This window comes from Paracoccus zhejiangensis, from assembly GCF_002847445.1.
Classification (GTDB): Bacteria; Pseudomonadota; Alphaproteobacteria; order Rhodobacterales; family Rhodobacteraceae; genus Paracoccus; species Paracoccus zhejiangensis.
This window is the reverse complement of record NZ_CP025430.1, coordinates 1,830,419-1,848,533: the sequence shown is the minus strand read 5'-3', so window position 1 is coordinate 1,848,533 and position 18,115 is coordinate 1,830,419. Positions and strand designations below refer to the sequence as shown.

General features: G+C 64.1%; 17 protein-coding genes. All 17 read left to right on the top strand.

Features of this window, described 5'->3' with window-relative positions; translation table 11 throughout:
- Positions 1 to 7: 7 nt before the first annotated feature.
- Positions 8 to 4,234 (top strand): DNA-directed RNA polymerase subunit beta', encoded by a 4,227-nt coding sequence (gene rpoC, locus CX676_RS09020; protein ID WP_101752320.1) that lies wholly within the window; start codon positions 8 to 10, stop codon positions 4,232 to 4,234.
- 126 nt (positions 4,235 to 4,360) lie between these two features.
- Positions 4,361 to 5,128, top strand: coding sequence for a methyltransferase family protein (locus CX676_RS09015; RefSeq protein ID WP_232816631.1), 768 nt, complete (start codon positions 4,361 to 4,363; stop codon positions 5,126 to 5,128).
- 83 nt (positions 5,129 to 5,211) lie between these two features.
- Entirely contained in the window at positions 5,212 to 6,165 is a 954-nt protein-coding gene (locus CX676_RS09010) for a DMT family transporter (RefSeq protein ID WP_101752318.1), read from the top strand.
- Positions 6,162 to 6,977 carry a glycosyltransferase gene (locus tag CX676_RS09005; protein ID WP_101752317.1) on the top strand — a complete coding sequence of 272 codons (816 nt, stop codon included), beginning with the start codon at positions 6,162 to 6,164 and terminating at the stop codon, positions 6,975 to 6,977. The genes CX676_RS09010 and CX676_RS09005 overlap by 4 nt, the downstream gene beginning before the upstream one ends.
- Positions 6,978 to 7,251: 274 nt before the next feature.
- Positions 7,252 to 7,623 carry a 30S ribosomal protein S12 gene (gene rpsL / locus CX676_RS09000; protein ID WP_022705687.1) on the top strand — a complete coding sequence of 124 codons (372 nt, stop codon included), beginning with the start codon at positions 7,252 to 7,254 and terminating at the stop codon, positions 7,621 to 7,623.
- Between the two features lie 12 nt (positions 7,624 to 7,635).
- Entirely contained in the window at positions 7,636 to 8,106 is a 471-nt protein-coding gene (gene rpsG, locus CX676_RS08995; RefSeq protein ID WP_101752316.1) for a 30S ribosomal protein S7, read from the top strand.
- A gap of 18 nt (positions 8,107 to 8,124) precedes the next feature.
- A complete protein-coding gene (gene fusA, locus CX676_RS08990; protein WP_101752315.1) occupies positions 8,125 to 10,248 on the top strand; it encodes an elongation factor G in 2,124 nt (707 codons plus the stop codon).
- Positions 10,249 to 10,335: 87 nt separating this feature from the next.
- A complete protein-coding gene (tuf, locus tag CX676_RS08985; RefSeq protein ID WP_101752314.1) occupies positions 10,336 to 11,511 on the top strand; it encodes an elongation factor Tu in 1,176 nt (391 codons plus the stop codon).
- Between the two features lie 153 nt (positions 11,512 to 11,664).
- Positions 11,665 to 11,955, top strand: coding sequence for a ribbon-helix-helix domain-containing protein (locus CX676_RS08980; RefSeq protein ID WP_101752313.1), 291 nt, complete (start codon positions 11,665 to 11,667; stop codon positions 11,953 to 11,955).
- Between the two features lie 92 nt (positions 11,956 to 12,047).
- Positions 12,048 to 12,443: a VOC family protein gene (locus tag CX676_RS08975; RefSeq protein ID WP_101752312.1), complete on the top strand. Its 396-nt coding sequence runs from the start codon at positions 12,048 to 12,050 to the stop codon at positions 12,441 to 12,443.
- 74 nt (positions 12,444 to 12,517) lie between these two features.
- Positions 12,518 to 13,039: a Twin-arginine translocation pathway signal gene (locus tag CX676_RS08970; protein WP_101752311.1), complete on the top strand. Its 522-nt coding sequence runs from the start codon at positions 12,518 to 12,520 to the stop codon at positions 13,037 to 13,039.
- Positions 13,040 to 13,051: 12 nt separating this feature from the next.
- Positions 13,052 to 14,626 carry a GMC family oxidoreductase gene (locus tag CX676_RS08965; protein ID WP_101752310.1) on the top strand — a complete coding sequence of 525 codons (1,575 nt, stop codon included), beginning with the start codon at positions 13,052 to 13,054 and terminating at the stop codon, positions 14,624 to 14,626.
- Between the two features lie 100 nt (positions 14,627 to 14,726).
- The gene (locus CX676_RS08960) at positions 14,727 to 15,122 is read left to right on the top strand and encodes a (R)-mandelonitrile lyase (protein WP_101752309.1); all 396 of its coding nucleotides are present in this window, start codon (positions 14,727 to 14,729) and stop codon (positions 15,120 to 15,122) included.
- A gap of 206 nt (positions 15,123 to 15,328) precedes the next feature.
- Positions 15,329 to 16,594, top strand: coding sequence for a PQQ-dependent sugar dehydrogenase (locus tag CX676_RS08955; protein WP_101752308.1), 1,266 nt, complete (start codon positions 15,329 to 15,331; stop codon positions 16,592 to 16,594).
- Positions 16,591 to 17,187: a c-type cytochrome gene (locus CX676_RS08950; RefSeq protein WP_101752307.1), complete on the top strand. Its 597-nt coding sequence runs from the start codon at positions 16,591 to 16,593 to the stop codon at positions 17,185 to 17,187. The genes CX676_RS08955 and CX676_RS08950 overlap by 4 nt, the downstream gene beginning before the upstream one ends.
- A gap of 73 nt (positions 17,188 to 17,260) precedes the next feature.
- Positions 17,261 to 17,656 carry a VOC family protein gene (locus CX676_RS08945; RefSeq protein WP_101752306.1) on the top strand — a complete coding sequence of 132 codons (396 nt, stop codon included), beginning with the start codon at positions 17,261 to 17,263 and terminating at the stop codon, positions 17,654 to 17,656.
- Entirely contained in the window at positions 17,653 to 18,066 is a 414-nt protein-coding gene (locus CX676_RS08940; protein WP_101752305.1) for a GFA family protein, read from the top strand. The genes CX676_RS08945 and CX676_RS08940 overlap by 4 nt, the downstream gene beginning before the upstream one ends.
- The last annotated feature ends 49 nt before the right edge of the window (positions 18,067 to 18,115 follow it).

Here is an 18,115-nt window from a genome sequence, read left to right as displayed (position 1 = left end):
TTTGATAATGAACCAGGAACTCGCCACCAACCCGCTGAACCCGCTGGCCCCGCCGCGGCAGTTCGACGAAATCAAGATCTCGCTTGCCTCGCCGGAAGAAATTCTGGCCTGGTCCTTTGGCGAGGTGAAAAAGCCTGAAACCATCAACTACCGCACGTTCAAGCCCGAGCGTGACGGTCTCTTCTGCGCGCGCATCTTTGGCCCGATCAAGGATTACGAATGCCTTTGCGGCAAGTACAAGCGCATGAAGTATCGCGGCCTCGTCTGCGAGAAATGCGGCGTTGAAGTCACGCTGCAGAAGGTCCGCCGCGAGCGCATGGGCCATATCGAACTGGCCGCGCCGGTCGCGCATATCTGGTTCCTGAAGTCGCTGCCGTCGCGCATCGGCCTGATGCTGGATATGACCCTGCGCGATCTCGAGCGGATCCTCTATTTCGAGAACTACGTCGTCATCGAGCCGGGTCTGACCGATCTCAGCTATGGTCAACTGCTGACCGAGGAAGAATTCCTCGATGCGCAGGACCAGTTCGGCGCCGACGCCTTCACCGCCGATATCGGCGCCGAGGCGATCCGCACCATGCTGGCCAACATCGATCTGGAATCGACCGCCGACCAGCTGCGCGAGGAGCTGAAGGAAGCCACCGGCGAGCTGAAGCCGAAGAAGATCATCAAGCGGCTGAAGATCGTCGAGTCGTTCCTCGAGTCTGGCAACCGGCCCGAGTGGATGGTGCTGACCGTTATCCCGGTCATCCCGCCGGAACTGCGTCCGCTGGTTCCGCTGGATGGCGGCCGTTTCGCCACCTCGGACCTGAACGACCTCTATCGCCGGGTGATCAACCGCAACAACCGCCTGAAGCGGCTGATCGAACTGCGTGCGCCCGACATCATCGTCCGCAACGAAAAGCGGATGCTGCAGGAATCGGTCGATGCGCTGTTCGACAACGGCCGTCGTGGCCGGGTCATCACCGGCAACAACCGCCGCCCGCTGAAATCGCTCAGCGACATGCTGAAGGGCAAGCAGGGCCGCTTCCGCCAGAACCTTCTGGGCAAGCGGGTCGACTTCTCGGGTCGTTCGGTCATCGTGACCGGCCCGGAACTGAAGCTGCACCAGTGCGGTCTGCCGAAGAAGATGGCGCTCGAGCTGTTCAAGCCCTTCATCTATTCGCGTCTGGAGGCCAAGGGCCTGTCCTCGACCGTGAAGCAGGCGAAGAAGCTGGTCGAGAAAGAGCGCCCCGAGGTTTGGGACATCCTTGACGAGGTGATCCGCGAGCACCCGGTTCTTCTGAACCGCGCGCCGACGCTGCACCGTCTCGGCATCCAGGCCTTCGAGCCGATCCTGATCGAGGGCAAGGCGATCCAGCTGCACCCGCTGGTCTGCTCGGCCTTCAACGCCGACTTCGACGGCGACCAGATGGCCGTGCACGTTCCGCTGTCGCTGGAAGCGCAGCTGGAAGCGCGCGTCCTGATGATGTCGACGAACAACGTCCTGTCGCCCGCCAACGGCGCGCCGATCATCGTTCCCTCGCAGGACATGATCCTTGGTCTCTATTACGTGTCGATGATGCGTGAGGGGATGAAGGGTGAAGGCATGGTCTTCACCTCGCCCGACGAGGTCGATCACGCCCTTGCCGCCGGCGAGGTGCATCTGCACGCCAAGATCACCGCGCGCCTGAAGCAGATCGATCAGGACGGCAACGAGGTCATGCAGCGTTTTGAAACGACGCCCGGCCGCATCCGGCTTGGCACGCTTCTGCCGCTGAACGCCAAGGCGCCGTTCGAGCTGGTCAACCGCCTGCTGCGCAAGAAGGACGTGCAGCACGTCATCGACACGGTGTATCGTTATTGCGGTCAGAAAGAGGCGGTGATCTTCAGCGACAAGATCATGGGTCTCGGCTTCCGCGAAGCTTTCCGTGCCGGCATCAGCTTTGGCAAGGACGACATGGTTGTTCCCGACAACAAGTGGGACATCGTCGGCGAAGTGCAGGAGCAGGTGAAAGAGTTCGAACAGCAGTATCTGGACGGTCTCATCACCCAGGGCGAGAAGTACAACAAGGTTGTCGACGCCTGGTCGAAGTGCAACGACCGCGTGACCGATGCCATGATGTCGACGATCTCGGCCACCAAGAAGGACGCCGAAGGCGCCGAGCTGGAGCCGAACTCGGTCTACATGATGGCGCATTCCGGTGCGCGGGGTTCGGTCAGCCAGATGAAACAGCTGGGCGGGATGCGCGGGTTGATGGCCAAGCCCTCGGGCGAGATCATCGAGACGCCGATCATCTCGAACTTCAAGGAAGGTCTGACCGTTCTTGAATACTTCAACTCGACCCACGGCGCCCGGAAGGGTCTGTCGGATACCGCGCTGAAGACCGCGAACTCGGGTTACCTGACCCGCCGTCTGGTCGACGTGGCCCAGGACTGCATCGTGCGCGAGCATGATTGCGGAACCGACCGTGCCATCACCGCGACCGCAGCCGTCAATGACGGCGAGGTCATCTCGCCCCTGGGCGAGCGGGTGCTGGGCCGGACTGCGGCTGATGACGTGCTGGTGCCGGGCACTGACGAGATCATCGTCCGCGCCGGTGACCTGATCGACGAGCGCAAGGCTGACGAGATCGAGACCTCGGGCGTGCAGTCGGTGCGGATCCGGTCCGCGCTCACCTGCGAGGCCGAGGACGGCGTCTGCGCCATGTGCTATGGTCGCGACCTGGCCCGTGGCACGCTGGTCAATATCGGCGAGGCGGTCGGCATCATCGCCGCCCAGTCCATCGGCGAACCCGGCACGCAGCTGACGATGCGGACCTTCCACATCGGCGGCATCGCGCAGGGTGGGCAGCAGTCCTTCACCGCGGCGAACCAGGAAGGCACGGTCTCGTTCGTGAACGAGAACCTGCTGGAAAACGCCAATGGCGAGTTGATCGTGATGGCGCGCAACATGCAGCTGCACATCAAGAACGCCCAGGGCGAGTCGGTGGTGAACCACAAGCTGTTCTACGGCTCGAAACTGTTCGTGCGCGAAGGCGACAAGGTCGTCCGCGGCCAGAAGATGTTCGAATGGGACCCCTATACCCTGCCGATCATCGCCGAGAAGGCCGGGACCGCGCGCTTCGTCGACTTGCTCTCGGGCCTTTCGGTCCGCGACGAGACCGACGATGCGACGGGTATGACCCAGAAGATCGTGACCGACTGGCGCTCGGCGCCCAAGGGCAGCGATCTGAAGCCGGAAATCATCATCATGGATGAGAACGGCGAGCCGGTGCGCAACGACCAGGGCAACCCGGTGAGCTATCCGATGTCGGTGGACGCGATCCTCTCGATCGAAGACGGTCAGGAGATCAAGGCCGGTGACGTGGTCGCCCGTATCCCGCGCGAAGGCGCCCGGACCAAGGACATCACCGGGGGTCTTCCCCGCGTGGCGGAACTGTTCGAGGCCCGTCGTCCCAAGGATCACGCGATCATCGCGGAAATCGATGGCTATGTGCGGTTCGGCAAGGACTACAAGAACAAGCGCCGCATCACCATCGAGCCGTCGGAAGAGGGCCGCGAGGCCGTCGAGTACATGGTGCCGAAAGGCAAGCACATCCCGGTGCAGGAAGGCGACTTCGTGCAGAAGGGTGACTACATCATGGACGGCAACCCGGCGCCGCATGACATCCTGCGCATCATGGGGATCGAGGCTCTGGCCGACTATCTCATCGACGAGGTGCAGGACGTCTATCGACTGCAGGGGGTGAAGATCAACGACAAGCACATCGAGGTGATCGTTCGCCAGATGCTGCAGAAGATCGAGATCCTCGACAGCGGCGATACCACGCTGCTGAAGGGCGAGCATGTCGACCGCGACGAGTTCGAGGAAGAGAATGCCAAGATCGAGGCCAAGGGCGGCAAACCCGCCTCGGGCGAGCCGGTGCTTCTGGGGATTACCAAGGCATCGCTGCAGACCCGCAGCTTCATCTCGGCGGCATCGTTCCAGGAAACGACCCGCGTGCTGACCGAGGCCGCCGTTCAGGGCAAGCGCGACAAGCTGGTCGGGCTGAAGGAAAACGTCATCGTCGGCCGGCTGATCCCGGCCGGGACCGGTGGCGCCACCGCCCGCGTGCGCCGCATCGCCTCGGAACGCGACCAGGAGGTGATCGAAGCCCGCCGCGCCGAAGCCGAGGCCGCCGCTGCCCTGGCCGCGCCGGCCCCGGAAGAGGTCATCGACGTGGCCTTCGAGGATGTCTCGAACAAGGAGTGATCCTTGATCGGTTGAAATGAGAGCAGGCCCGGCAGTCAGCCGGGCCTGCTTCGTTTTGGGGGCAGGGGAGATTTTCCAATCTGCACTCCGTAGGAAATTCAGGGTCGTACGCTGGGGATTTCAGCCTTGGCCTCCGTCACCGAGGCGCTCCTCACGCTCGCGCCGTTGACTTTCACGCGATCCGCTCTGCGCGGCACGGGAATTTCGTTGACAGAAGACGCGGCGCGGCAGCTAAAACATCAACGACATCGCAATGCCGCGGGACGCGGCGAACCGGGACAAAGCGACATGGCACAGGCCGTCAACCAGCAGAAGCGCATCAATCTCCTTCGGCTTGCCTTCCTGCTCGTGCTGCCAATCCTGCTGTTCGTCCCGCCACACCTGCCGCTCTATAGCGAGGGGCACGAGGTCATCGAGGCGATCGGCACCCTGATCCTGATCGCGGGTGTGCTCGGGCGGTTCTGGTCCATTCTCTATGTCGGCGGTCACAAGAATGCGCAGGTCATGCAGGATGGCCCCTATTCGATGACCCGGAACCCGCTCTACTTCTTCTCGACGGTTGCAGCCTTCGGGATCGGCTTGATGTTGGGCGCGTTCAGCTTTGCCATTCTGCTGGCCTCGGTCGTGGGGACAATCCTCTACATCACGGCGCGGCGCGAGGCAGCCTTCCTGTCCGGCCATTTCGGTGCCGACTACGCTGCCTATGCAGCGCGGGTGCCGTTCTTCATCCCTGATCCGCGCCTCTACCACACGCGCACACAGGTGATGTTCAATGCCCGGTCGCTGCGATCCAACCTGTTCGACGCGCTCGTCTTTCTCTCCTTCATTCCGCTGGTCGAACTCATCGACGGCTTCAAGGCCGCTATCAGCTTTACCGGCTTCAATCTCTGGTAACGGATCCCGCTGCCAGCCACTCTTTCCTTCGCTCCCGTCCCGTCGTAAGCGGGACTTGTATACCAGCGCGAAGGCCGACCCCCATGCGGACGCCGATCCTGTCTCCGAACCGCAAGGTCGCCCCTGCCGCTCTCCGTGCAGAGCCCGCGAGCCATCGCGACAACATGCGTGGCGCGCTGATCATGTGCGTGTCGATGACCTTCTTCACGCTGAACGACACGGTGATGAAATTCGTCGCCAGCGACCTGCCGCTCTACCAGTCGATCACGCTCCGCGGTCTTGTGGTCATGCTGGGCCTGTTGCTGATCGCGCGGCGTGAGGGCGGGTTGCAGCTACGTCTACCGCGCGAGGCGGTGCGGCCGATGATCCTGCGGCTGATCGGCGAGATCGCCTCGACCGTGCTGTTCCTGCAGGCGCTGATGCACATGGCCATTGCCGACTTGTCCGCAATCATGCAGTCGCTGCCGCTGGTGGTGATGCTGGGCGCGGCGGTGATGTTCCATGAAAAGCTGGGCTGGCGGCGGATGGTGGCGGTGCTGGTCGGGCTGGTAGGCGTGCTGATGATCCTGCGGCCCGGCACCTCGGCCTTCACCATCTGGTCGGTGCTGGGGCTCGCCTCGGTGGCGATGGTGGTGCTGCGCGATCTTGTCACGCGGCTGTTCAGCCGCGAGATCCGCTCGACCACCATCGCCTTCTATGCCGCCACATCGGTCACCCTGTCGGGCCTTCTGCTCAGCATCGGCGAGGGCTGGCAGCGACCCACGGTGGAACAGCTGGGCCTGCTGGTCCTTGGCGGCGGCTTCCTGACCGTGGGCTATCTTTCGGCGGTGGCGACCATGCGCATCGGCGAGATTTCCTTCGTCGCGCCCTTCCGCTATGTCTCGCTGGTGGCTGCGATCATCCTGGGACTGGTGGTCTTTGGCGAATGGCCGGATGTCTGGACCTGGGCCGGGTCTGGCCTGATCGTGACCGCGGGGATCTATTCGATCTGGCGCGAGGGCCAGTTGAGGGGCCAGCCGAGGGAGACGGGGCGATGAAGATCCAGATGCTGGGCCTGATGCGCTGGTCTTATGTCGGGCTGCGCGGCTATCAGAAGGAACACGCCACCATCGCCGAGCGGCGGGAGTTTCTCTATGATCCCGCCCGGCTCGAGCGGCGTTGGTTCTGGTTCGAGCATGTTGCCCTGCCGGCCTGGCGGGCGCAGAGCGATCCCGATTTCACGCTGGTCATCATGACCGGCCGCGACCTGCCCGAGCCCTATCTGTCGCGGCTCCGCGCCCTGACCGAAGAGATCCCGCAATTCCGCCTCGAACTGGTGCCGCCAATGGAGCGGCATCTGGAAGCCTGCCTTGCGGCGATCCGGCCCCATATCGATCGCGGCGCCGATGCGGTCGGGCATTTCCGCCATGACGATGACGACGCGGTGGCGATCGATTACATCGAAAGCGCCCGGCGCGATTTCCTGCCGGTGCGCGACCTGTGGCAGGTCGAGCGCAAGCTGTCGCTGGACCATTCGCGCGGGCTGATGGCCAAGGTCACGCGCAAGGGGCTGCAGATCAGCCCGCGCATCTGTCACAACATGGGGGTCGCGCTGACCGTCTTCCTGTCGCCCGATCGCGACGCCACGGCGGTGCATTTCAACCATGCCAAGATCGGCTTGTGGATGCCCGGTGTCAGCGTCCCGCAGCCGCTGATGTTCCTGCGCCTGATGCACGAGGATGGCGATTCCGCCTCGCTTGGCGCGGGCTATCCCTGGGAGACCGACGAGGCCTCGATCTCCGAGCAGATGCAGAGCCGCTTCCGCCTGGATCATGCCGCGCTGAACGCGGCCGCGCGGCGCTTTTCCTGAGGGCAGGGCAGGGCGCAGCGAAAGCCGTGTGTCGGTTGACACCTCACGGGAATCCTCCTATATGCCCCAGACCCGAGGCGGCCGTCTCGGGGAGCCAGAACCTGTGCGGTCACGATCGGGCCGATTTAGCCTTGATCCTCTGGAAGAGAAAGCGTCCTCCCCATCCTAGGGGTCGGATGCGGTTTGGCATTTTGCGGTATGCGCAAAGTGCCGTCGAGAAGTGGCGCGTCCCGGCCGGGATGCGAGTATTGACACGAGCAAGACGGGGAACCGAATGCCGACGATTCAACAGCTGATCCGCAAACCGCGGCAGCCCAAGGTGCAGCGGAGCAAGTCGCAGCACCTGCAAGGATGCCCGCAAAAGCGCGGCGTCTGCACGCGCGTCTATACCACGACGCCGAAGAAACCGAACTCCGCTATGCGGAAAGTGGCCAAGGTCCGTCTGACCAATGGCTTCGAAGTCATCTCCTACATCCCGGGCGAGAAGCACAACCTGCAGGAACACAGCGTCGTGCTGATCCGTGGCGGTCGTGTGAAAGACCTTCCGGGTGTCCGTTACCACATCCTGCGCGGTGTGCTGGATACCCAGGGCGTCAAGGATCGTCGCCAGCGTCGTTCGAAATACGGCGCGAAGCGTCCGAAGTAAGGAGAGACACAGATGTCCCGTCGTCACGCCGCTGAGAAGCGCGAAGTCCTGCCCGACGCCAAGTATGGCGATCGCGTGCTGACCAAATTCATGAACAACCTGATGGTTGATGGCAAGAAATCGGTTGCCGAACGCATCGTCTACAACGCGCTCGAGCGTGTTGAAGGCCGCCTGAAGCGCGCCCCCGTCGAGGTCTTCCACGAAGCCCTGGACAATGTGAAACCCTCGGTCGAGGTCCGCTCGCGCCGTGTGGGTGGTGCCACCTATCAGGTTCCGGTCGAAGTCCGTCCGATCCGCCGCGAGGCTCTGGCCATTCGCTGGCTGATCGACGCCGCCAAGAAGCGCAACGAAAACACCATGGAAGAGCGTCTGGCAGGTGAACTGTCCGATGCGGTCCAGGGCCGCGGTACCGCCGTCAAGAAGCGGGAAGATACCCACAAGATGGCCGACGCCAACAAAGCGTTCAGCCACTACCGCTGGTAAGGCGAAAGGAAGTCACTCATGGCACGCGAATATCCGCTGCAGCGGTATCGTAACTTCGGCATCATGGCCCACATCGATGCCGGCAAGACGACCACCACCGAGCGTATCCTTTACTACACCGGCAAGTCCCACAAGATCGGCGAAGTCCATGACGGCGCCGCCACGATGGACTGGATGGAACAAGAGGCCGAGCGCGGCATCACCATCACCTCGGCGGCGACGACCACCTTCTGGCAGCGCCAGGAAGATCCGAGCACCGAGGGGACTTCGGACACGAAGTACCGCTTCAACATCATCGACACGCCGGGCCACGTCGACTTCACCATCGAAGTCGAGCGTTCGCTGGCGGTTCTGGACGGCGCAATCTGCCTGCTGGACGCCAATGCCGGCGTCGAGCCGCAGACCGAAACCGTCTGGCGTCAGGCTGACCGTTACAAGGTCCCGCGGATCGTGTTCGTCAACAAGATGGACAAGATCGGCGCCGACTTCTTCAACTGCGTCCGCATGATCAAGGACCGCACCGGCGGCACCCCCTGCCCGATCGCTTTCCCGATCGGCGCCGAGGACAAGCTGGAAGGCATCGTCGACCTGATCAAGATGGAAGAATGGGTGTGGAAGGGTGAAGACCTCGGCGCAAGCTGGGTTCGTCAGCCGATCCGTGCCGAGCTTCAGGATCTGGCCGACGAATGGCGCGGCAAGATGATCGAGTTGGCCGTCGAGCAAGACGACGACGCGATGGAAGCCTATCTCGAGGGCAACGAGCCCGACGAGGCGACCCTGCGCGGCCTGATCCGCAAGGGCACGCTGTCGCTGACCTTCTTCCCGGTCACCGCCGGGTCGGCGTTCAAGAACAAGGGTGTTCAGCCCCTCCTGAACTCGGTCATCGACTTCCTGCCCTCGCCGCTGGATGTGCCGGCCTATATGGGCTTCCTGCCCGATGACGAAACGGAAGAGCGCAACATCGCCCGCCATGCGGACGACAGCGAGCCCTTCTCGGGCCTCGCGTTCAAGATCATGAACGACCCCTTCGTCGGTTCGCTGACCTTCACCCGCATCTATTCGGGCGGGATCAAGAAGGGCGACCAGATGCTGAACTCGACCAAGAACCGCCGCGAGCGGGTTGGCCGGATGATGGTCATGCATGCCATCAACCGCGAGGAGATCGAGGAAGCGCATGCCGGCGACATCATCGCGCTGGCCGGTCTGAAGGATACCACCACGGGGGACACGCTGTGTGATCCGTCGAAGCCGGTGGTTCTGGAAACCATGACCTTCCCCGAGCCGGTGATCGAGATCGCCGTCGAGCCGAAGTCGAAAGCGGACCAGGAAAAGATGGGCCTCGCCCTTCAGCGCCTGTCGGCCGAAGACCCGTCCTTCCGCGTCGAAACCGATCTGGAATCGGGTCAGACGATCATGAAGGGCATGGGCGAACTTCACCTCGACATCCTGGTCGACCGGATGAAGCGCGAGTTCAAGGTCGAGGCGAATATCGGTGCGCCGCAGGTGGCTTACCGTGAAACCATCTCGAGCCAGGCCGAAATCGACTATACGCACAAGAAACAGACCGGTGGTACCGGCCAGTTCGCGCGTATCAAGCTGGTCATCACCCCGACCGAGCCGGGCGAAGGTTATTCGTTCGAAAGCAAGATCGTGGGCGGTGCGGTGCCGAAGGAATACATCCCCGGCGTCGAAAAAGGCATCAAGTCGGTGATGGATTCGGGCCCGCTGGCCGGCTTCCCGGTGATCGACTTCAAGGTCGCGCTGATCGACGGTGCGTTCCACGATGTCGACTCCTCGGTCCTCGCCTTCGAGATCGCCTCGCGCGCCGCGATGCGTGAAGGTCTGCGCAAGGCCGGTGCGAAGCTGCTCGAGCCGATCATGAAGGTCGAGGTTGTGACGCCGGAAGAATATACCGGTTCGATCATCGGCGACCTAACCAGCCGTCGTGGCATGGTGCGTGGCCAGGACAGCCGCGGCAACGCCAACGTCATCGACGCGATGGTGCCGCTGGCCAACATGTTCGGCTACATCAACAACCTGCGCTCGATGTCCTCGGGCCGTGCAGTGTTCACGATGCAGTTCGACCATTACGAGGCCGTGCCGCAGAACATCTCGGACGAGATCCAAAAGAAATACGCGTAATCAAGGCGGTGCGGGGGAAACCTCGCACCCTACCAACCCTGTAGGGTGCGTGTGTCACGCACCGTCTCACGACAAAAGGAGCCAATCATGGCAAAGGCAAAGTTTGAACGCAACAAGCCGCACGTCAACATCGGGACCATTGGTCACGTTGACCACGGCAAGACGACGCTGACGGCTGCGATCACGAAGTATTTCGGCGAGTTCCGGGCCTATGACCAGATCGATGGTGCGCCGGAAGAGAAAGCGCGCGGGATCACCATTTCGACCGCTCACGTCGAATACGAGTCGCCCAACCGTCACTACGCCCATGTCGACTGCCCGGGCCACGCCGACTATGTGAAGAACATGATCACCGGTGCGGCGCAGATGGACGGCGCGATCCTGGTGGTGAACGCGGCTGACGGCCCGATGCCGCAGACCCGCGAGCACATCCTGCTCGGCCGCCAGGTCGGCATCCCCTACATGGTCGTCTACCTGAACAAGGTCGACCAGGTGGATGACGAAGAGCTGCTGGAACTGGTCGAGATGGAAGTCCGCGAGCTGCTGAGCTCGTATGACTACCCGGGCGACGATATTCCGATCATCAAGGGCTCGGCCCTGGCGGCGATGGAAGGCCGTGATCCGGAGATCGGCGAGAACTCGATCCGCGCGCTGATCGCCGCGGTCGACGAATACATCCCGACGCCCGAGCGCGCCGTGGACCAGCCGTTCCTGCTGCCGATCGAAGACGTGTTCTCGATCTCGGGCCGCGGCACGGTTGTGACCGGCCGGATCGAGCGTGGCGCGGTGAACGTCGGCGACGAACTGGAAATCGTGGGCATCCGCGACACCAAGAAAACCACCTGCACCGGCGTGGAAATGTTCCGCAAGCTGCTGGACCGCGGGGAGGCTGGCGACAACGTCGGCGTTCTGCTGCGCGGCATCGACCGTGACGGCGTCGAGCGTGGCCAGGTGCTGGTGAAGCCGAAATCGGTGACCCCGCACACCACCTTCGAAGCCGAAGCCTACATCCTGACCAAGGAAGAGGGTGGCCGTCACACGCCGTTCTTCGCCAACTACCGTCCGCAGTTCTACTTCCGCACGACCGACGTGACCGGGACGGTGAAACTGCCGGAAGGCACCGAGATGGTGATGCCGGGCGACAACCTGAAGTTCGAGGTCGAGCTGATCGCCCCGATCGCGATGGAAGAAAAGCTGCGCTTCGCCATCCGCGAAGGCGGCCGCACCGTCGGCGCCGGCGTGGTGTCGAAGATCATCAAGTGATCTGACGCATCCGCGTGAGAGATGAGAAGGCCGCCCCGCGAGGGGCGGCCTTTTTCGTGGGCGTGTCATACTTTCCGCCGATCCTTGGCTGATTGACCCAAACCCGCTTCTGCCGCAAAATTGCTCAGCCGCCCCAACCCAGCGATCAAGCCCATGTGCCAGATCTTCGCCGGTCAGAACCCGGCCCGATATGAAAGCGAAACTCGTCGGCTGCGGCTGAACGGGCAGTCGACCTCGATCCGGCTGGAACGCGCCTTCTGGGGCATCCTTGATGACATCGCCGCGCGCGAGGGGCTGTCGACCCCGGCCTTCATCTCGAAGCTGCACAGCGAGGTCTTGGTGCTGCATGGAGAGGCACGGAATTTCACCTCGCTTTTGCGCTGCGTCTGCACCATCCACCTGGGCGAGGATCACCTGGCCAGCCAGCCCATCGCCGCCGAATAGCCGGAAAATGCAGCTGTAGTAATCCGATACTACCCGCGCGCGCCCGCGACCCCCTAGCCTTGTCCCTGCAAGAGAAGACAGCAGGGGGCTGCATGGCCAAGTATATCCATTCGATGATCCGCGTGCTCGATGAGGCGCGCTCGGTCGATTTCTATGATCGCGCTTTCGGGCTGAAGGTGGCCGACCGGCTGGATTTCCCGACCTTCACGCTGGTCTACCTGTCCAATGGCGAGGCCGAGGCCGAACTGGAACTGACCATCAACAAGGACCGCACCGAACCCTATGACCTGGGCGACGGCTACGGCCATATCGCCGTCTCGGTCGATGACGTGGACGCGCTGCACGCGCGGCTGGAGGCCGAGGGTCTTGCCCCGCGCAAGCTGGTGGATTTCGCCCCGGCGGGCGAGCTGGTGGCGCGGTTCTTCTTCATCGCCGATCCAGATGGCTACCAGATCGAGGTGCTGCAGCGGGGTGGCCGGTTCAAGTAGCCGCGCATCCGATAACGCGGGCCGGCGGCCGGGAGGGGCCGCCGTGACCCGCGCACAACAAGGGAGGAGAGACCATGACAGAGTTGAGGAAACAGGGCCTGACCCGGCGCGCGCTCTTGTCGCGGGCGGTGGCTGCTGGCGCCCTCGCGGTGGCAGGCGCTGGCTTCATCGCCGCGCCCGATGCGGCCTGGGCGGTCGAGGTGACGGCGATCAGCGAGCACGAGATGGCGACGCTGTTGCAGATGGCACGCGACATCTATCCCCATGACAAGGTCGGCGACCGTTTCTATGCCATTGCCGTCAAGGGCTATGACACCGCCGAACAGAAGGCGGTGGTAACCGAGGGCATCGCCGCCCTCGATGCCGCCGCCAAGGCGGCAGGGTTTGGCGACTACCTGTCGGCGGGATGGGAGGCCGACCGCGTGGCCATCCTGCGCGGGCTTCAGGATACGCCCTTCTTCCAGACGGTGCGGGGCGGGCTGGTGACTGGCCTCTATAACCAGAAGGAGGTCTGGCCGATCTTCGGCTACCAGGGCGAGTCCTATTCCGAAGGCGGTTACATCAACCGCGGCTTCGACGACATCGACTGGCTGTGAGGGGGATGGATCATGGCTGAAGCAGCAAAATTCGATCTGACCGACGACAGTGTGGTCGTCATCATCGGCACGGGCGCGGGCGGCGGGGTGCTGGCCAACGAACTGGCGCAGAAGGGCGTCAAGGTTGTCGCGCTCGAGGCGGGCGGGCGCTATCTGCCCGAGGATTACGTCAATGATGAATGGGAAAGCTTCGGGCAACTGGCCTGGACCGATCCGCGCACGACCAGCGGCGACTGGCGCGTGGCCAAGGATTTTTCCGGCCTGCCGGCCTGGATCGTCAAGGCGGTGGGCGGCACCTCGATCCACTGGGCCGGGGCGTCCCTGCGCTTTCAGGATCACGAATGGAAGGCGCTGACGAACTATGGCGCGGTCGAGGGTGCAAGCCTTCTGGACTGGCCCATCGACGCCGCCGAGATGGCGCCCTGGTATGACAAGGCCGAGGCCAAGCTGGGCGTGACCGGGACAGGCGACCGCGCGCGTCTGCCGGGGAACAACAACTTCAAGATCCTCGAGAAGGGCGCCAAGGCCCTTGGCCTGCAGGATGTCCATACCGGCAATATGGCGATCAACAGCGCCGAATATGACGAGCGCATGGCCTGCCAGCAGACCGGCTTCTGCTTCCAGGGCTGCAAATGGGGGGCGAAATGGTCTTCGGCTTATACCGACATCCCGCGCGGCGAGGCGACCGGCAATCTCGAGGTGCGCGACCATGCCCATGTCGCGCGCATCCTGCATGACGATGCCGGCAAGGTCACCGGGGTCGAGTATTTCGACAAGGACGGCGCCTTGCAGATGCAGAAGGCGCGGGTGGTCTGCGTGGCGGGGAACAGCTTCGAAAGCCCGCGGCTGCTTCTGAACTCGGCCAGCAGCATGTTCCCGGACGGGCTCGCGAACAGCTCGGGCCAGGTCGGGCGCAACTACATGCGCCATACCACCGGTTCGGTTTACGGCCTGTTCGAGAAGCCGGTGCGCATGTGGCGCGGCACCACCATGGCCGGTATCGTCCGCGACCATGCGAAGCACGACCCCTCGCGCGGCTTTGTCGGCGGTTACGAGCTGGAAACGCTCAGCCTTGGCCTGCCCTTCATGGCGGCCTTCCTCGATCCGGGCGGCTGGGGGCGTGAATTCACCACGGCGCTGGACAGTTACGAGAACATGGCCGGGATGTGGATCGTGGGCGAGGACATGCCGCAGGCCGAGAACCGCGTGACCCTGTCCGAGACCGTGGACAAGCTCGGGCTGAAGGTGGCGAACGTCAATTTCAGCGACCATCCGAACGACGTGGCCATGCGCAACCATGCCTATGATCTGGGGCAGCGGATCTACAAGGCGGTGGGCGCCACCCGCACCCTGCCGACGCCGCCCTATCCTTCGACCCACAACCTCGGCACCAACCGCATGTCGGAAAAGCCCGAGGATGGCGTGGTCGACAAATGGGGCAGGGCGCATGACGTGCCGAACCTGTTCGTCAGCGATGGCAGCCAGTTCACCACCGGCGCGGCAGAGAACCCGACGCTGACCATCGTGGCGCTGGCGATCCGGCAGGCCGACCATATCGCCAGCGAGCTGGCCGCCGGCAATCTGTAAGGGCAAACTGGCCGCCCCTGTCGCGGGGCGGCCCTTTCGGCTGGCATCCTAGGGGCAGGGGGCGCAGTCTGGTCTGGCAACCGGAAGCAAAGGAATGCCCATGCAGATCACCCGCAACGGAAGCCGCCCCTCGGGCGCAGGTCCCGCCGACTGGTTCACCGGACGGGTGCGGCTGGACCCGCTGATCACCGCCCCGGAACCGGCCCGCGTCGCCGCGGCGCTGGTGACCTTCGAGCCGGGCGCGCGCACCGCTTGGCACACCCATCCCCTCGGCCAGACGATCATCGTCACCTCGGGCCTTGGCCGGGCGCAGCGCGAGGGCGGCCCGGTCGAGGAGATCCGTCCCGGCGACGTGGTCTGGTTCGAGCCGGGCGAACGCCACTGGCACGGCGCCGGCCCCGAGACCGCGATGAGCCATATCGCGATCCAGGAACGGCAGGATGGCAGCGCCGTCACATGGGAGGATCATGTCAGTGACGAGGATTACGCGGGATAGCAGGCAGACCGCCCGTATTGCCAAAGAGGTGAAGTCGGCTAAGCTGTGACTCGCCCTGCGGTTTATCGTCAGCCCCCCTTGCGAGTGCAGTTTTCCGGGTCCGAGCGCGCGTCCGGCGCGCGCCCCGGTATCGTCATTCCGGCCGCGCCACCTGCGCCGCCGGATGGATCGCGGCTTGGGAGGGCCGCCAAAAGGGAGGAAAGACCATGAAAGCCATACCCATCATCCTGGCCGCCGGCTCGCTGAGCCTTGGCCTGTCGGCTGCCGTCGCGCAGAACACCGATGTGCCCGAGAACCTGGAGAAGCTGTCGAATTTCCAGACCACCGGCACCACCGAATTCACCACCATCGAGCAGGGCGGCGACTTCGCTGCCGGCATTGAAAGGACGCTTGAACGCATCACCCTGCCGCCGGGCTTCAAGATCGCGCTCTATGCGATCGTTCCCGATGCACGGCACATGGCCGTGGGTCCGCAGGGCATCGTCACCTTCGTCGGCACCCGCAAGGACAAGGTCTGGGCAGTGACCGACCGCAACAAGGACCGGGTGGCCGACGAGGTCAAGGATTTCGCCCCCTCGCTGACCTTCTCGATCCCGAACGGGCCCTGCTTCTCGAAGGATGGTTTCCTGTACATCGCCGAGCAGAACCGGGTGCTGCTGTTCCCGGCGGCCGAGTTCTTCTATGAAAGCCCCGACGTCGCGGCCTTCAACCTCGTGGCCAAGGGCGACCTGGTCCCGGTCGAGGAGGAAAGCTTCAATCACACGGCGCGGGTCTGCAAGATCGGGCCGGATGGCAAGATCTATATCTCGCTTGGCCAGCCCTTCAACGTCGCGCCCCCCGAGAAGCTGGAGCTTTACAGCCAGCAGGGCATCGGCGGCATCATCCGCCTGAACACCGACGGCACCGGGCGCGAGGTCTTTACCCGTGGCATCCGCAACTCGGTCGGCCATGACTTCCACCCCGAGACCGGCGACCTGTGGTTCACCGACAACCAGGTCGATGGCATGGGCGACGATATCCCGCCGGGCGAGATCAACCACCAGACCGAGGCCGGGCAGCATTTCGGCGCGCCCTGGTATGGTGGCGGCGATATCCGCACTAATGAGTACAAGGACCAGGAGATCCCGGCCGAGATCAGCCCGGTCATGCCCGCCGTCGCGACCGAGGCCCATGCCGCCGACCTGGGGATGAGCTTCTATACCGGCGACCAGTTCCCCGCCGAATACAAGAACGCCATCTTCAGCGCCCAGCACGGGTCGTGGAACCGGACGACGCCGGTGGGCGCGCGGGTCATGGTGACCACGATTGCCGAGGACGGCACCGCGACGACCAAGCCCTTTGCCGAGGGCTGGATCGACGAGAACGGCGAATACCTGGGCCGGCCCGTCGATGTGGTGCAGCTGCGCGACGGCTCGATCCTGGTCTCGGATGATCTGGCCGGTGCGCTCTACCGCATCAGCTATGGCGAATGAGACGCGCGGTCATCGTCGCGGCGCTGACGCTCGGCACCCTCTGGGGTGCCGGGCTGGCCGCGCAGGAACCCGCGCCCGCCGAGGCGCTGCAGGGTGATCCGGCGGCGGGGGAAAAGCTCGCCGGTCAGTGCCGCACCTGCCACGGTATCGACGGGCTGGCCCGCATCCCCATCGCGCCGCATATCGCCGGCGAGCCGGCGGGTTATCTGGCGCGCCAGCTGACCGATTTCCGCGAGGGGCGGCGGCAGCACGAGATGATGAGCGTGGTCGCCGCCAGCCTCACCGACCAGCAGATCGCCGATCTGGCGGCGTGGTATGCGGGCCGGCAGGTGGTGGCGGAACTGACCGCCGATCCCGCCGGTGCGCCCGAGGCCTGCATTGCCTGCCACGGCGCGGATGGCATCGCGGTGATCCCCGAAGCGCCCAACCTGGCGGCCGAGACGAACATCTATCTCGATACCCAGCTGAAGGCCTTTCGCTCGGGCAAACGGGTCAACGAGATCATGCAGCCCATCGCGGAAGGGCTGGATGACGCGACGATCCGCGCGGCGGCCGACTGGTATGGCGCGATCAGGCTGACGGTCGCGCCGTGACCCGGCCGGCCTGCTGACGCGATCTGTCAGCAGGCCGGGGCGATAAGGGCTGCTCATCCAAAGGAGCCCTCTCATGATCGACCATATCGGCTATCCCGTTTCCGACCTTGCCGCCTCGCGCGCCTTTTACGAACAGGCGCTGGCGCCCCTTGGCATCTCTGTCATCATGGAAGTCACCGAAGAGATGACCGGCGGGCACGGCGCCCATCTGGGTCTCGGGCGCGACGGCAATCCCTTCTTCTGGATCGGCAGCGGCAAGCCCGCCGCGACCGGCGTGCACCTGGCCTTCGCCGCCCCGGACCGTGCGGCGGTCGATGCCGTCCACGCGGCGGCGCTGGCGGCGGGCGGGCGCGACAATGGCGCGCCGGGGCTGCGGCCGGATTATCACCCGAACTATTACGGCGCCTTCATCCTTGACCCGGATGGCAACAATATCGAGGCGGTGTTTCACGGCGCCGAAGCGTCATGAAGACCTATCACGGAAGCTGTTTCTGCGGGGCCGTCGCCTTCGAGGCCGATGGCGACCTGTCCGAAGGCACGATGCGCTGCAATTGCCGCTTCTGCCGCAAGATGCGCTACTGGGAGATGCGGTTGCCCGACCCGGACGGATTCCGTCTGGTCCGGGGGCGAGAGGTACTGGCCGAAACGCCCCGCGTAGATGCGGCTGATATCGACATGCATCACTGGTTCTGCAGCCGCTGCGGTACGAGGCTGTGGACGGAGGGCGACATCGCCGAGATGGGCGGGCGTTTCGTGCAGGTCGTGGTGCCAGCGCTGGATGATGCAAGCGAGGCGGAACTGGTCGCCGCACCGATCTTCTGGGCCGATGGCGCGCATGACAACTGGTGGAACCCTGCACCCGAGACGCGCCATCTGTGACGCGCCTCCGGGCATGATTTGAATTCCGGGCGGGATCGTGCTAGGACCC